Consider the following 13,366-nt stretch of genomic DNA (forward strand, 5'->3'; position numbering starts at 1 on the left):
TGCAACACCGAGACCATGGCACTGCACCTGGCCGAGATATCGCTCGCTGTCGCGCCCGGGGCTCACGCGGTCGTGCTGATGGATCAGGCCGGATGGCACACCACCGGCAAGCTTGAGATCCCCGGCAACATCAGCATAATCGCGCTGCCCGCCAAGTGCCCCGAGCTCAACCCGGTCGAGAACATATGGCAGTTCATGCGCGACAACTGGCTATCGAACAGGGTCTTCAAGTCCTACGACAACATCGTCGACCACTGCTGCGAGGCCTGGAACAAGCTCATCGACCAGCCTTGGCGCATCATGACCATCGGCCGCCGCAACTGGGCACATGGGTCATGATCTATACAGGTTGGTATAAACCCTGCCACCCCTCCCCCATGCTCTCCGACGAAACCCCCGCCCCCATCAAGCGCAACAAGCGCAAGATCCCGCGCCAGGCCACCTCCGAGGTCGCGTGGGAGTTCGAACCGGCGGTCATATCCGACACCGATCCGCTGCTCGACTTCCCGCCTTTTCGCCACAAGCAACCGCGCCGCAATTCGATCACGCCCGATCTCCAGCGCGCCTTTGTTGCGCGGCTCGCCGAGACCGGCATCGTCAAGGCGGCGGCAATCCATATCGGGCGCTCGCTCGAGGCGCTTTACAAGCTGCGCCAGCAACCGGGCGCGGAGGGCTTTGCGGCCGCATGGGACGAGGCGCTCGAATGGGGGGTGCTGCGGCTGGAGGATTGCGCGATCGAGCGCGCGCTGGCCGAAGGCTTCTCCAACCCGCGCGTCAATTCAATGCTCGCCTTCGTGATCCGCCACCGCCACGCGCAATATGTCGACGCGCGCGATGTCGGGCCCGGCCACTGGCTCTACGAACAGATCCGAGCCGACGTGCTAAGCGAAGCGGGTTACTCCGACGAAGAAGACGACCTCACCTGAAAGCGCTGTCACGGGCCGCAGGCCCGCACCCGCAGCGCCGAAGGCGCGAGGATTTCGCGCGCCGGATGGCGTGCGGAACACAAAAACACGAGGAAAGCGCGCCCGCGCAGGCAGGTGCGCTCCTCAGGAACTGAGAAACCCCACCAGCGCCCGCACCTTCTTGGCGCGCCATTGCGGCGGGGGGGCGAGCAGCCAGTAGGTGCGGATGGCAGGCTCCGGCCCGTCCAGCACCATCAGGCTGCCGCGCGCAATCGCCGCTTCGGCCAGCGCCAGCGGCAGGACCGTGCGCCCCATCCCCGCCACCGCCGAAGCCAGCGCCTGTCCGGGGCTTCCCGCCTTGATGCAGGGGGTGATGCCTTGCGGAAGCGGCATACCGGGCCAGTCGATCCACGGCCCAGAGTCATTGGCGCGGCTCTCCGGCACGGCGACGGTGACGCGCATCGGCGGGGCAAGCTGCACGCCCTCAAGCTCGCCCGGCCCATCGACCAGCCGGATGGCGAGATCGAGGTTCGCCTCGGTGAAATCGGCGTGTTCGTCGGGCGCGAGGATGTACTGCACGCCGGGCGTTCCCGCCTGAAACTTCGCCAGACGCGGCGCGAGCCATTCGGCGTAGAATTCGCGCGGGACAGCGATGGTGTAGCGGTCGGACGCCTGCCCGGCCTGCATCGCATCGACGCTTTCCTCGAACCTGAGGAAACCTTCGCGCAAGGGATCAAGCCCGGCCAGCCCTTCCGGGGTGAGTTCCAGCCCCTTGGACGTGCGGCGGAACAGGACGACGCCCAGCACATCCTCCAGCGCGCGGATCTGCTGGCCGACCGCGGCAGGGGTGACGGCGAGTTCATCCGCCGCGCGGGTGAACGACAGATGCCGCGCCGCCGCGTCGAACACGCGCAGGGCATTGAGGGGGAGATGGGTGCGCTTCACGCGACGGGGATTAGGCCCGCCAGCGGCTCAGGGCAAGGCTCAGCGCGGCTGGCGACCCTCGGCCGTTTCGGGCGCGGACAGGGGGAAGAACGGGATCCGCACCTCAAGCGGCGAACCATCGGCGCGGGTGAAGGTGTAGAACCCCTCCATCGATCCGAACGGCGTCGTCAGCGGGCAGCCCGAGACATAATCATGGCTCTGCCCCGGGTCGAGCAGCGGCTGTTCGCCCACCACGCCTTCGCCATCGACGTGGTTCACCATCCCGCGCCCGTCGGTGATGCGCCAGTGGCGGGTGCGCAGGCGCAGGGGTTCATGGCTGCCGTTCTCGATGCGGATATGATAGACCCAGAACCACTTGCCCGCCTCTGGGTGAGACTGTTCGGGCAGGTAGTTGACGGCCACCCGGACGGTAACCCCATCGGTGGTGGCGGCGTGCTGGAAGAGCTCTTTCATATCGGGCCTCAACGTAGCGATTCTGTGCAGGGTCACAAGAGGCTCAACGCGGTTAATCCACCCTGTATCCCGCTGGGTGGCAAGATTCCGGCGCTGCAACCGGCCCGATGGCTCGCCTGCCGCCCCGCGAGCGGGCATGGTATGGGTCGGCGCAAAGAGGAGTGACAGGTTTGCATTGCTATCCAGCCGCAGCAAAGATTGGGCTGACACGCCGCGCGATGCTGCGGGGTATCGGCGGAGCGGCGCTGACGGGGCTTGTCGCGGGCTGTGCCGGGCGCGGCGGGGCGAGCCTTGCCATGCCGGTCGATCCTGCGGCGACGGCGCGGCCCGATCTGGTCGACCTTGCCCGGTTCGATCCGCGCCTGCGGTTCGATATCCGCTATGCCACGCCTGCCAATTTCATGGGCCGGGTGCTCTACCCGCTGCCCCGCGCGGTGGCGCAGCGCCCGGTGGCCGAGGCGCTTGTGCGGGTGCAGACCCACGCCGAGGCGGCAGGCTATGGCCTCCTGATCTTCGACGCCTATCGCCCGTGGCGCATCACCAAGATGATGTGGGACGAAACCCCGCCCGACAAACGCGAATTCGTCGCCGACCCGGCCAGCGGATCGCGCCACAATCGCGGCTGTTCGCTCGACCTGTCGCTGCACCGCGATGGCGCGGAGGTGGCGATGCCCAGCCCCTACGACGATTTCACCCCGGCCGCCTATCGCAGCAACACCGCCGCCCCGCCAGAGGCGCTGGCCGCCAGCCGCATGCTGGAAGGCTGGATGGTGGCCGAAGGCTTCGTGCCGCTCGCCAATGAATGGTGGCACTACGACTGGGCCGATTGGCGGCTTTACCCGATCATGGACGTGCCGCTGGAGGATGTGACGGCGGGATGAAGGTTTTGCGGGCGGCGCAAAAGAAAGTCCGTTTACAAACCTGACGGTGTAATTGCGGACGTTCAGCAAGCGACCCCGGAACGGACTTTACCGTCATCCCAGCGAAAGCTGGGATCGCTCTCGCCCGCGTGCTAGCTCACGGCAATCGGCGGCTGGGTCTACATCATGACCAACAAACGCGGCGGCGTGCTGTATATCGGCGTCACCGCCGACCTGCCCGCGCGGATCATGCAACACAAGCAAGGCAAGGGTTCCGCCTTCTGCCGTCGTTATGGACTTGACCGACTGGTCTACGCGGAGCCTCATGCCGAGATCGCGGACGCCATCACCCGAGAAAAAGCGATGAAGGCATGGAAGCGTGCATGGAAGATCGAGCAGATTGAAAAGAGCAACCCTGAATGGGGTGACCTTTTCGAGCAGATCAAACGACCGAAAGCGATCCCAGCTTTCGCTGGGATGACGAAAAGGGCAGAAAACCACCCACAATCGGTCATGAGCACCGACTTTGTGCAAACCCGAAAGCTGCCGCCGAGTCCTCGCCCTCGCCCTCACCCCTCGTCGAGCAACTCCTCGATCTGGCCCAACCGCTCCTTGCCGAAGAACATTGCGTCTCCCACCCACATCGTGGGTATCCCGAAGGCGCCGCGTTCGACCACCGCATCGGTGTTGGCGGCGAGCGCCTGTTTGACCGCGTCGGTCTGCGCGCGGGCGTACAGATCGGCAGCATCGAAACCCGCAGCCCCCAGCACCGCGCCGATCGCTTGCGGGTCGAACACGTCCAGCCCATCCTCCCAGATCGGCGCCAGCAGCGCCTCGACGAAATCCGCCCCGCGCCCGTCTTCGCAGGCTGCTGCAAGCATCCGCTGCAAGGTGATCGAATTGAACGGGAAATGCGGGTGCAGGCGATATTTCGTCAACCCGTGCTTCGCGATGAAGCGGTCCATTTCCAGCTGGGCATAGGCGTTCTTGCCCTTGACCTCGCCATCGCGGATCATCGGCGGGGCATTGCCGGTGAGCTTGTGCATCCCGGCGAGGAACACGGGGACAACGTCGATCTCGGCCCCGTGGCGCGCGGCAATTTCCCGCAGCGGCCACCAGATCAGATAGGCGTTGGGGGAGACGAAATCGAAGACGAGTTCAATGCGCTTGGTCATGTGTCGTCCTTCAAATCCCGGCAGCGCCAAGCGCCCGGTCCATGTCTTCGGTAAGATCGGCAATATCTTCGAGGCCGACATTGATCCGCAAAAGCCCTTCGGTCACGCCCATCGCCGCACGCGCCTCGTCGCCCATGTTCGCGTGGGTGGTCGAGGCCGGGTGGCACATCAGACTGCGCGCATCGCCGATATTGTTCGAGATATCGATCAGTTGCAGCGCATCGAGCAGCGAGAAGGCCCGTGCGCGGGTGCCGACATCCAGCGCGAAAATCGGCCCCGTCGCATCCATCTGCGCGGATGCCAGCGCGTGGCGCGGGTGGCTTGGCAAGCCGGGGTGGAGCAGGTGGCCGCCCGCCGCCATCACGCGCGGTTCAAGGAACCGGCCCAGCGCCACGGCCTGCTCGGACTGCTTGAAAGCGCGCAAGGGTAGCGTTTCGAGGCCTTTCAGCACCACCCACGCATTGAACGCCGACAGCGTCGGGCCGGTGTTGCGCTGGAACGGCATCAGCACTTCATCGATCCACTGTTTCGATCCGCAAATCGCGCCCGCCAGCACGCGGCCCTGCCCATCCATCAGCTTGGTCGCGCTGTAAGCCACCACGTCCGCGCCAAATTCCATCGGACGCTGCAAGACCGGCGAGGCAAAGGCGTTGTCCACCACGGTGGTGATGCCATGCGCGCGGGCGAGGCCGCAGACATGGGCCAGATCGACGATATCAAGCGTGGGATTGGCCGGCGTTTCGAAGAAGAACACGCGGGTATTGGGCCGGATCGCGGCCTCCCACGCGGCGTTGTCGGCGCTGTCGATGATGGTGACGTCGATCCCGAACTTGGGCAGCAATTGGTCGCACAGCCAGCGGCACGATCCAAAGGCGGCGCGCGCGGCGACCACGTGATCGCCGGTCTTGAGCTGACACAGGAGCGCCGCCGTCATCGCCGCCATCCCGCTTGCCTGTGCGCGGCAGGCCTCCGCCCCTTCCATCAACGCAATGCGTTCTTCCAGCATGGCGACGGTCGGGTTCTGGAGGCGTGAATAGGTCATGCCCTCGGCCTCGCCCGCAAACCGGTCGGCGACGGTCTGGGCGTCGTCATAGGTATAGCCCGAGGTGAGGAACAGCGCCTCGCTGGTCTCGCCATGTTCGCTGCGCCAGGTGCCGCCGCGCAGCGCCCTGGTGGCGGGGCGCCAGTTCTGGGTGGCGGCGCGATCCATTCCGGTGGTCTTCTTCATGCCGCGCTGCTTAGGCTGGTGAAAGCCCGCTCGCAAGCAGGCCTTCACGCGCCGTTTCGCCATGGCCAACCGCATCGAGCATCAGAGTGCCTTCGATCAGGGCGAGCAGATAACGCGCGCCGCCGCGCGGGTCGGGGTCGCGCTCGGGCATCTGCGTTTCCAGCCAGCCGAGCAATTCGCTCATGATCGCCTGCGCTGCCAGGGCAAAGCCGGTCAGCCCGCGTGCGGCTCCCGCGACGATTTCCCACCACAGCGCCATGAAGGGTTGCATTGCCTCGCTTTGGGCATGGGCAAGGATCCGCGCCAGCGCCTGTCCCCTTGTTCCTGCCCGCTCGCCGCCCAGCGCCGCATCGAGCGCTTGCGCATAGGTGCCGGCCACAAAGCCCAGCAGATCGGCCAAAAGCGCTTCCTTGGTGCCGAAATGATAGATCAGCATCCGGTCGCTCGTCCCCGCGGCCTTGGCGAGCGGACGCAGGCTGGCCTGCCCCAGACCATGGGCGAGCACGTGCCGTGCGAGGAGTGGCAGCAGGCTTTCTTTCGACATCGGGGGTTTTTTCGGAGCGAGTGGCATGACGTCTTGTAGCAAGTGCTACGATTAGCTACAAGCGGGCGTAGCACTCGCTACATGCTTCGGAGATTCGCGCCATGGAACCAGCACTCACCCCATTTCTCGGCCTGTTCGTGGGCGGGCTTGTCGTTGCACTGGTCGCCATCGGCTGGATTGTCGCCAAGGACAAACCGATCGGCAGCCCGGCGCTTGCAGCGATGCTGTGCGCGGGGTTTGCCGCCTTTACCGCTGTCACCATCGCGGTCGAGGGGGTGGTGCCGGTGATCGTCAACCACACCGGCAACCTGTGGGGTGTGCAGGTCTGGTTGGATCTGCTGATTTCCCTCACCATCGCGCTGTTCCTGATTGCGCCGCGTGCGCGGGCCGCAGGGATGAACCTGCCCCTGTGGACGCTGTTTGTGGTCGCCACCGCCAGCATCGGATTGCTGGCGATGTGCGCGCGGCTGTTCTGGATCGAACGCGCGGGGGCCGAGACAGCGGCATAATCCCGCTTGCCCAAGGCTCTGCCGCTGCCTAATCGCAGCCGCATGGCCGAGGCGCGCGATCTCTCCCCGCCCGACACCGCCGCGCCGGTTCACCCGCGCGACCCGCTGGCATGGTGTCTGGCGCTGACCGGGCTTTACGCGTTGCTGGCGGGCTGGCGACTGGCGATCCCTTCAATCCCGTTCTTCGACGAGGTTCACTATCTGCCCGCCGCGCGCGAATTGCTGGCGTTGATGGAGACCGGGTCCGGCACCTATCTCAATCGCGAACATCCGTTGCTGGGCAAGGAGTTGATCGCAGTCGGCATGGCGCTGCTGGGCGACAATCCGCTGGGCTGGCGGATCATGCCGCTGGCCTGCGGCACGCTGGTGCTGTTCGCGGGCATGCGGGCGCTGTGGCATGCCAGCGAAGATCGGTTCGCCACCATCGCCTTCGGAGTGCTGCTGGCCACGGGTTTCCACCTGTTCGTGCAATCGCGCATCACCATGCTCGATATCTTCATGGCCGCCTTTCTGGCGGTTGCGGCGTGGCAATTCGCCGGAGCTTGCGCGCAGCCGGAAAAGGGCCGCTGGCGGCTGGCGCTCACCGGGCTGGCGCTGGGCTGCGCGATGGGGGCAAAATGGAACGCGATTCCCCTCGCCATGCTGCCGGGGCTGGCCTTTTTCGCGGCGCGGCTTTCGGCCGGACGGCGGCGTCTGTTCATGAGCCGCCGGGGCGCACCGGTGCCAGGAATCACGCTGGTCGAGGCGTTCGTGTGGCTCGGGATTGTGCCGCTGCTGGCCTATGCTCTCACCTTCGCGCCGGGTTGGTGGCTGGGGGGCTATCTGCGCCCATCGCCGCTTGCAGAAGCCGGGCTGATCGGTTTTCACCGCGAGATCCTGAGCCTGCAACAGCAGGTGATCACGCCGCATAATTACCAGAGCACGTGGCCGCAATGGCTGCTCAACACGCGCGGGATCTGGTATCTATACGAGGTGATCGACGGGTCGCAGCGCGGGGTCTTGCTGATCGGCAATCCGCTGACCATGCTGGCAGGCCTGCCCGCGCTGGCGTGGTGTCTGGCGAGCGGCGCATGGCGCGGCGACTGGACGAAGCTGGCGGTGGTGATCGGTTATGGCGCGGCGCTGGGCCTGTGGCTGATCGCGCCCAAGCCGGTGCAGTTCTACTACCACTATTTCGTGCCGCACTTCTTCCTGCTGGCCGCGCTGGCACTGTCGCTGTCCGACCTGCGGCGGGCGGGCTTGGGCCAGAGACTGGGCCGCTGGCTGGCATGGGGCATGCTGGCGGGATCGGCAGGGCTGTTCGCGCTGTTCTACAAGGTGCTCGCCGCAGCGCCGCTGGAAGGCGCGGCGAGTTTCGCGAAATGGACCTGGCTGGCAGGGTGGCGGTGAATTTGTGTTCCGCACGCCTCCGGCGCGCGAAATCCTCGCTCATACGGCCTGAAGGCCGCGTCGCTGCGGGCGGCCGGTCGGCCTTGCGGTCGCTTCGCGACCGAAAATCGCCGTGAATTGAACGCCCATCAAAAACGCCCCCACACAAAACGGCTCGACAGGGCGTAGTTCCAGACCGACCCCACCACGATCCCCGCCAGCGCGGCGAGCGCCCAGAACAGGCCCCGCCCTTCAAGGAATGTCGCCACCGCGACATTGGCGAAGGCTCCCACCGCGCAGGTGGCGCAGAAGCCCAGCCAGCCGCGCAGCACCGCGCTCCAGCCCTTCAGCCGCTTGTCACGATAGGTCAGCCAGTTGTTGAGCCAGAAATTGAAGCTCATCGCCACCAGCACTGCTGCGGTCTGCGCCAGCGCAAAGCCTTCGCCAAGCACGAACAATAGCGCAGACAGCACGGCAAAATGCACGATCACGCCCAGCCCGCCAACCGTGCCGAACAGCGCGAAGCGGGTGGGGATCACCTGCCCCAGCGTCTTGTCATAAAGCCCGGCGAGGAAATCGAACAATACCGCACGGTCGAGCTTGCTTGTCCCTTCGCGCCGGGCGGCGAATTGGAGGGGGAATTCCTTGACCCGCATAGGCGTGCCAAGGGTCTTTGGCGCGGTCGCCAGCAGATCGAGCAGGATCTTGAACCCGATCCCTGAAAGGCGCGGCACCAGCGCGCGGGCGCGCGCGGTTTCCAGCATGAAATAGCCGCTCATCGGGTCGGTTAGTTCCACCCCCGTCAGCCGCCGCGCGACGCGGTTGGCCAAGGCGGACAACCGCTCACGTTCAGGCGCGGCCCAGTCGGCAGTGCTGGCACCGGGGACGAAGCGGCTGGCAACGCAAATCTCCGCCGCTTGCGCCTGCAGCGACGCCAGCATCGCGGGCAGCAGCGCAGGATCATGCTGATGGTCAGCGTCCATCACCGCCACAAAAGGCGCAGCCGTGGCGCAGAACCCCTCGATCGCGGCGCTTGCCAGCCCGCGCCGTCCGATCCGCTGAATCACCCTGATGCGCGGATCGCCCAGTGCCAGCGCGCGGGCTTCCTCGGCGGTGCCATCGCGGCTGTCGTCATCGACAATGATGACCTCCCAGCCCACATCCCCCATCGCTGCCGCAATCCGTTCCACCAGCGGGGCAAGATTGCCGCGCTCGTTCAGGGTCGGCAGGATGATCGCGAGGTCCAGCGCCATCACATCACAGGCGCGCGCGCACCGCCTCGCCGATCGCCGCCGTGCCGTGGCTGCCGCCAAGATCGCCGCCGAGGACACCATCGGCCAGCGCAGCTGACACGGCATTCTCGATCCGCCCGGCCTCGGCATCGCGGCCAAAGGAATGGCGCAGCATCATCGCCGCAGACAGGATCGTTGCCATCGGGTTGGCCTTGCCCTGCCCGGCGATATCGGGCGCGCTGCCGTGGATCGGTTCATAGAGGCCAAAGGTGCCGAACGCGGTTTCGCGCTCACCCAGCGACGCGCTTGGCAAGAGGCCGATGGAGCCGACCGCCGCGCTTGCCAGATCGGACAGAATGTCTCCGAACAGGTTACCCGTCAGCACCACGCCAAACCGATCCGGGTGGCTCACCACCTGCATCGCCGCATTATCGACATACATGTGATCAAGTTCGACCGCGGGATAATCCGCCGCCACCTCGATCACCACGTCGCGCCACAACTGGCTGGTTTCCAGCACATTGGCCTTGTCGACGCTGGTCAGCAGATGCCCGCCCGCTGCTGCGGCGCGGAAGGCGACATGGGCGATGCGGCGCACCTCGCTGTCGCAATAGGACATCGAATCCCACCCCTCATGCTCACCCGTCTCGCTCACCCGCCGGCCCTTCGCGCCAAAATAGACATCGCCGGTCAGCTCGCGCACGATCAGCATATCAAGGCTGGCGGCAATATCCGCGCGCAGCGGCGAAAGATGCTCCAGCCCCGCAAACACGCGCGCCGGGCGCAGGTTGGCGAACAGGCCAAGATGCTTGCGCAAGCCAAGGATCGCCTGCTCGGGCCGCAAATGGCGTTCCAGCGCATCGCAGGTGGGATCTCCCACCGCGCCGAACAGGATGGCATCCGCGGCGCGCGCCATGTCCAGCGTCTCGTCCGGCAAGGGATGGCCGTGACGCTTATAGGCGATGCCGCCGACATCGCCTTCGAACAGGGTCAGGCCCGGCAGCGCCAGGCATTCAAGCACCGCCACCGCTTCGCGCGTGACTTCGGGGCCGATCCCGTCGCCGGGCAGGATTGCAATCTTCATAAGTAGCTGTCTTTCAGGCCATGCGTTGGAGCCGCTCTGTCAGCAGCCTTCGGGCGGCCATAACATCGCCCTTTCGCCCTGCAAGCAGCGAGTTCGCCAGAGGTGCCTCAAGCTGGCCAAGCGCCTTGAGCTGGGCGGGCAGATCAGCGCCCGGATCAGGGCGGTCGCCGCCATATCCCATTTCGCCCAGCAACATGGTTTCATAGGCGATCAGCCCGCTCACCCAGCCGCGCGCCGAAGGGGCCACCGCAATCGCATCAAGCAGCGCCTCCAGCGCTTGGTAAAGCGCAGGGGCGCGGTAACGTTCGGGCAAAGCTGCGGCGGTAAGCGCGCAGGCCCACTGGATCGCGGCGGCCGGCAATGGCTCGGTCATCAAGGCAGCGCGCGAATGTTCGAGTTCCAGCCGGGCAAAGGGCAGCTGGCTGGCCGAACGCGTTGTCAATTCCAGCGCGACGCGATTACCCGGCACCATCACCGCGCGCATCTGCCGCCCGCGTCCGCCCGCGACATAGGCGGCGACAAGGCCGTATTCAGCGGTCATCAGCCGCGCAATCGCACCCGTTTCACCCTGCTGACGGCTGGCGAGCAGAACGGCGATGCTGCGCAAGTTCATGCGCGCGCGGGCCGGTTACTTCTTGGGGAGCCTGGCTTCCAGCGCGGCGACCTTCGCCTCAAGCGCATCGGCCTGTTCACGCGCTTTCCGGGCCATGGCCTTGACCGTGTCAAATTCCTCGCGGGAAACGAAATCGATCCCGCCCATCGCCTCACGCAGCCGCTCGCGCGCGGATTCGCGCGCCTCGCGGGACATGCCCGCCATCGTTCCGGCGGCACTGTTGGCGAGTTTAACGAGGTCGGCGATGATCGGGTTCTGGCTTTGCATTCTTTCTTTTTGGGGGTGCTTGCACGAAAGTGCAAGCACCCTCCTCGAGCGTCTTTGTGTTCCGCATCGCATCCGCGATGCGAAATCCTCGCTCATGCGCCCTTCAGGCGCGTCGCTGCGGGCGGCCGGTCGGCCTCGCGGACGACTTCGCCGTCCGAAAAGCGCACGACCGAATGCGCGCCCTACAACTCGACCCGCGTTTCCGCTCCGCTGCCGCCGCGTTGGCCGCCGTCGGGGTTGGCGGCGATGAACTGGTAATTCAGCGCGCTCGCAAAGCACAGCCATGCCAGATAGGGCAGCAGCAGCAGCCCGGCATTGCGGCGCACCCGCCAGATCAGCGGCAGAGCAACGAGCAGGCTGACCACGCCATAACCCAGCACCGCAAGGCCTGCGGTCATGTCCTGCATGCCGAAAAACACCGCAGTCCAGGCCTGCGTGCCGATGAAATGCAGCGCGAACACGCCCAGCGCCAGCGCCCGCCCCGGTGCGCCCCAGGCGCTTGCCACCAGCGCCAGCGACAGGCCGATCATCACGAACAGGATGCTCCACACAATCCCGAAGGCGGCGGGCGGCGGGTAGATCGCCGGCTTGGCAAGACCTGCAAACCATGGCGTGTCCGGCCCGCCCAATTGCCCCGCGGCAAAGCCGATCAGCAGTATCAACGGCACCAGGAACAGCGCCCAGCGCAGAAAACTCGCGCGCAATTGCGCTTTGGAAGCAAGGATATTCATTTGGTCTCCCTGTACCGGCGCAGTACCAGCGCACAAACGATTCTGACGCGCCCGCCCGTCGACGGCTCCGATACCAGAGCCGCGCACCAGCGCCAAACCCGGCGCGGGAATCTGACCCGCAATGAACCACATGTTCACACGGCGGACGGCAAGCTTGCTGTCCGAACAGGAAATTCAATGAAAGGCTTGGGCCATGCCATATCCCTCTGCTAGGCCATGCCACATTCCTGCCGCGATTCGGAAGCGTGGTGGCGGCAGGAAGGTATCAGACCCGCGCGCTTCCGTTTATCACGGGCCGTCCATTCGGCCATATAGGGGAATTATCATGAAGAAGTTTTCTGCACTGATCGCCGTCGCCGGCCTCGCCGTTGCCACCGTCGCCTGTTCGCCGGCCGCCGAAGAAGCCGACACCACCGCTGACGAAACCGCCGTTGCCGAAGAAGCCATGGCTGAAGAAGCCCCGGCTGAAGGCGAAGCGATGGCTGAAGAAGCTGCTGCTGAAGAAGCCCCGGCTGAAGAAGCTGCTGCCGAGTAATCGCCAGCTTTTGCCGGTTCCGGTGTGAAACACCGGACGACGCACAGAAACAGGCCGGCAGTGACCATCAGGTCGCTGCCGGTCTTTTCTTTTGCGCGATACAGGTCTTTTTGCGGGATGCAGGCTCAGCCGCACCGGGCGCTGATCAGGAATTCCACATTGCCTTGCGGCCCGGTGATCGGGCTTTCGACAAGGCCTGAAACAGCCCAGCCCAGCCCTTCAAGCCATTGGTGAACCGCATCGCAGACCCGGCTGTGCAGCGCCGGGTCGCGCACCACCCCGCCCTTGCCCACTTCTTCGCGCCCGACTTCGAATTGCGGTTTGATCAGCGCGACCAACTGGCATTGCGGCGCGGCCAATTCCAGCGGGCGTTCGAGCACCTTGGCCAAGCCGATGAAGCTGGCATCGCACACCACCCAATTGCAGGGGTGATCGATCATCGCAGGGGTCAGGATGCGCGCGCTGGTCTGTTCCAGCACCGTGACGCGCGGGTCTTCGCGCAATTTCCACGCCAGCTGGTTGGTGCCGCTGTCCACGGCGAACACATGGTCCGCGCCTTTCTGTAACAGCACATCGGTGAATCCGCCGGTCGATGATCCGATATCCATCGCCACAGCGCCTGCCGGGTCGAGCCCGAAATGTTCAATCGCGTGGGCCAGCTTGATCCCGCCGCGGCTGACCCACGGATGATCGCGCCCGCGCACGTCGAGGCTCGCATCCTCCGGCAGTTGATGCCCCGGCTTCTCGATCTTGGTCTCGCCCGCAAACACCAGCCCCGCCATCACCAGCGCCTGCGCCCGCGCACGGCTTTCGGCGAGGCCGCGATCAACCAGCAGCTGATCGACGCGGCGTTTTGCAGGCTTGGCAGGGCGGGATGGATGATCGGGCATGGACAAGAGCCGCTCCTAGCGCACAAA

Annotated in this window: 17 protein-coding genes and 1 pseudogene; 7 read left to right on the forward strand and 11 right to left on the reverse strand. The window is 65.6% G+C overall.

Annotated elements, in window-relative coordinates; translation table 11 throughout:
• Positions 1-339 (forward strand): transposase (locus BUA05_RS03610; protein WP_178139134.1); only part of this gene is annotated, 339 nt, incomplete at its 5' end.
• Entirely contained in the window at positions 336-926 is a 591-nt protein-coding gene (locus tag BUA05_RS03615) for a hypothetical protein (RefSeq protein WP_143150252.1), read from the forward strand. The genes BUA05_RS03610 and BUA05_RS03615, both read left to right, overlap by 4 nt.
• A gap of 123 nt (positions 927-1,049) precedes the next feature.
• Here BUA05_RS03615 and BUA05_RS03620 read toward each other — a convergent pair whose 3' ends face one another.
• Positions 1,050-1,850 carry a LysR family transcriptional regulator gene (locus BUA05_RS03620; protein ID WP_072673313.1) on the reverse strand — a complete coding sequence of 267 codons (801 nt, stop codon included), beginning with the start codon at positions 1,848-1,850 and terminating at the stop codon, positions 1,050-1,052.
• A gap of 39 nt (positions 1,851-1,889) precedes the next feature.
• Positions 1,890-2,303 carry a Co2+/Mg2+ efflux protein ApaG gene (gene apaG / locus BUA05_RS03625; protein ID WP_072673314.1) on the reverse strand — a complete coding sequence of 138 codons (414 nt, stop codon included), beginning with the start codon at positions 2,301-2,303 and terminating at the stop codon, positions 1,890-1,892.
• Between the two features lie 218 nt (positions 2,304-2,521).
• On the opposite strand from apaG, the gene BUA05_RS03630 reads away from it, so the two are divergent.
• Both BUA05_RS03630 and BUA05_RS03635 read left to right on the forward strand, forming a co-directional pair.
• Entirely contained in the window at positions 2,522-3,184 is a 663-nt protein-coding gene (locus BUA05_RS03630; protein WP_072673315.1) for a M15 family metallopeptidase, read from the forward strand.
• A gap of 165 nt (positions 3,185-3,349) precedes the next feature.
• Positions 3,350-3,607: pseudogene (locus BUA05_RS03635) on the forward strand (GIY-YIG nuclease family protein); the annotation flags it as partial.
• 125 nt (positions 3,608-3,732) lie between these two features.
• Here the strand turns inward: BUA05_RS03635 and BUA05_RS03640 are convergent.
• The 3 genes from BUA05_RS03640 to BUA05_RS03650 are packed head-to-tail and all read right to left on the reverse strand — an operon-like array spanning position 3,733 to position 6,110.
• Positions 3,733-4,338, reverse strand: coding sequence for a 2-hydroxychromene-2-carboxylate isomerase (locus BUA05_RS03640; protein ID WP_072673316.1), 606 nt, complete (start codon positions 4,336-4,338; stop codon positions 3,733-3,735).
• Positions 4,339-4,348: 10 nt separating this feature from the next.
• Entirely contained in the window at positions 4,349-5,566 is a 1,218-nt protein-coding gene (locus BUA05_RS03645) for a trans-sulfuration enzyme family protein (RefSeq protein ID WP_072673317.1), read from the reverse strand.
• A 10-nt stretch (positions 5,567-5,576) separates the two neighbouring features.
• On the reverse strand, positions 5,577-6,110 hold the full coding sequence (locus tag BUA05_RS03650) for a TetR/AcrR family transcriptional regulator (RefSeq protein ID WP_072673318.1): 534 nt from the start codon (positions 6,108-6,110) through the stop codon (positions 5,577-5,579).
• Positions 6,111-6,211: 101 nt separating this feature from the next.
• Between BUA05_RS03650 and BUA05_RS03655 the strand changes: the two genes are divergently transcribed.
• Together BUA05_RS03655 and BUA05_RS03660 are read left to right on the forward strand one after the other, a co-directional pair.
• Positions 6,212-6,619, forward strand: coding sequence for a hypothetical protein (locus BUA05_RS03655; protein WP_072673319.1), 408 nt, complete (start codon positions 6,212-6,214; stop codon positions 6,617-6,619).
• Positions 6,620-6,661: 42 nt separating this feature from the next.
• Positions 6,662-8,008: a phospholipid carrier-dependent glycosyltransferase gene (locus BUA05_RS03660; RefSeq protein WP_072673320.1), complete on the forward strand. Its 1,347-nt coding sequence runs from the start codon at positions 6,662-6,664 to the stop codon at positions 8,006-8,008.
• 128 nt (positions 8,009-8,136) lie between these two features.
• Here BUA05_RS03660 and BUA05_RS03665 read toward each other — a convergent pair whose 3' ends face one another.
• The 5 genes from BUA05_RS03665 to BUA05_RS03685 all read right to left on the reverse strand — a co-directional run bounded on the left by BUA05_RS03665 (position 8,137) and on the right by BUA05_RS03685 (position 11,914).
• Complete coding sequence (locus BUA05_RS03665; RefSeq protein WP_086616503.1) at positions 8,137-9,240, reverse strand: glycosyltransferase; 1,104 nt, start codon at positions 9,238-9,240, stop codon at positions 8,137-8,139.
• A gap of 4 nt (positions 9,241-9,244) precedes the next feature.
• On the reverse strand, positions 9,245-10,303 hold the full coding sequence (gene leuB / locus BUA05_RS03670) for a 3-isopropylmalate dehydrogenase (protein WP_072673322.1): 1,059 nt from the start codon (positions 10,301-10,303) through the stop codon (positions 9,245-9,247).
• Between the two features lie 13 nt (positions 10,304-10,316).
• Positions 10,317-10,916 carry a DNA repair protein RecO gene (recO, locus tag BUA05_RS03675; protein ID WP_072673323.1) on the reverse strand — a complete coding sequence of 200 codons (600 nt, stop codon included), beginning with the start codon at positions 10,914-10,916 and terminating at the stop codon, positions 10,317-10,319.
• Between the two features lie 15 nt (positions 10,917-10,931).
• A complete protein-coding gene (locus tag BUA05_RS03680) occupies positions 10,932-11,183 on the reverse strand; it encodes an accessory factor UbiK family protein (protein ID WP_072673324.1) in 252 nt (83 codons plus the stop codon).
• Positions 11,184-11,365: 182 nt separating this feature from the next.
• On the reverse strand, positions 11,366-11,914 hold the full coding sequence (locus tag BUA05_RS03685) for a TspO/MBR family protein (protein ID WP_072673325.1): 549 nt from the start codon (positions 11,912-11,914) through the stop codon (positions 11,366-11,368).
• Positions 11,915-12,239: 325 nt separating this feature from the next.
• Between BUA05_RS03685 and BUA05_RS14685 the strand changes: the two genes are divergently transcribed.
• A complete protein-coding gene (locus BUA05_RS14685) occupies positions 12,240-12,449 on the forward strand; it encodes a hypothetical protein (protein ID WP_178139135.1) in 210 nt (69 codons plus the stop codon).
• A 125-nt stretch (positions 12,450-12,574) separates the two neighbouring features.
• On the opposite strand, the gene BUA05_RS03695 is transcribed toward BUA05_RS14685, so the two are convergent.
• The gene (locus BUA05_RS03695) at positions 12,575-13,339 is read right to left on the reverse strand and encodes a TlyA family RNA methyltransferase (protein WP_072673326.1); all 765 of its coding nucleotides are present in this window, start codon (positions 13,337-13,339) and stop codon (positions 12,575-12,577) included.
• Between the last annotated feature and the right edge of the window lie 27 nt (positions 13,340-13,366).

This window comes from Erythrobacter sanguineus, assembly GCF_900143235.1.
Classification (GTDB): Bacteria; Pseudomonadota; Alphaproteobacteria; order Sphingomonadales; family Sphingomonadaceae; genus Erythrobacter; species Erythrobacter sanguineus.

Bases quoted from the DNA above. Each gene is read 5' to 3' on its own strand.
- BUA05_RS14685 (WP_178139135.1), top strand. From the start codon at position 12,240: ATGAAGAAGTTTTCTGCACTGATCGCCGTCGCCGGCCTCGCCGTTGCC.
- BUA05_RS03680 (WP_072673324.1), bottom strand. From the start codon at position 11,183: ATGCAAAGCCAGAACCCGATCATCGCCGACCTCGTTAAACTCGCCAAC.
- leuB (WP_072673322.1), bottom strand. From the start codon at position 10,303: ATGAAGATTGCAATCCTGCCCGGCGACGGGATCGGCCCCGAAGTCACG.
- BUA05_RS03665 (WP_086616503.1), bottom strand. From the start codon at position 9,240: ATGGCGCTGGACCTCGCGATCATCCTGCCGACCCTGAACGAGCGCGGC.
- BUA05_RS03685 (WP_072673325.1), bottom strand. From the start codon at position 11,914: ATGAATATCCTTGCTTCCAAAGCGCAATTGCGCGCGAGTTTTCTGCGC.
- BUA05_RS03640 (WP_072673316.1), bottom strand. From the start codon at position 4,338: ATGACCAAGCGCATTGAACTCGTCTTCGATTTCGTCTCCCCCAACGCC.
- BUA05_RS03655 (WP_072673319.1), top strand. From the start codon at position 6,212: ATGGAACCAGCACTCACCCCATTTCTCGGCCTGTTCGTGGGCGGGCTT.
- BUA05_RS03645 (WP_072673317.1), bottom strand. From the start codon at position 5,566: ATGAAGAAGACCACCGGAATGGATCGCGCCGCCACCCAGAACTGGCGC.
- BUA05_RS03695 (WP_072673326.1), bottom strand. From the start codon at position 13,339: ATGCCCGATCATCCATCCCGCCCTGCCAAGCCTGCAAAACGCCGCGTC.
- BUA05_RS03615 (WP_143150252.1), top strand. From the start codon at position 336: ATGATCTATACAGGTTGGTATAAACCCTGCCACCCCTCCCCCATGCTC.
- recO (WP_072673323.1), bottom strand. From the start codon at position 10,916: ATGAACTTGCGCAGCATCGCCGTTCTGCTCGCCAGCCGTCAGCAGGGT.
- apaG (WP_072673314.1), bottom strand. From the start codon at position 2,303: ATGAAAGAGCTCTTCCAGCACGCCGCCACCACCGATGGGGTTACCGTC.
- BUA05_RS03660 (WP_072673320.1), top strand. From the start codon at position 6,662: ATGGCCGAGGCGCGCGATCTCTCCCCGCCCGACACCGCCGCGCCGGTT.
- BUA05_RS03630 (WP_072673315.1), top strand. From the start codon at position 2,522: ATGCTGCGGGGTATCGGCGGAGCGGCGCTGACGGGGCTTGTCGCGGGC.
- BUA05_RS03650 (WP_072673318.1), bottom strand. From the start codon at position 6,110: ATGTCGAAAGAAAGCCTGCTGCCACTCCTCGCACGGCACGTGCTCGCC.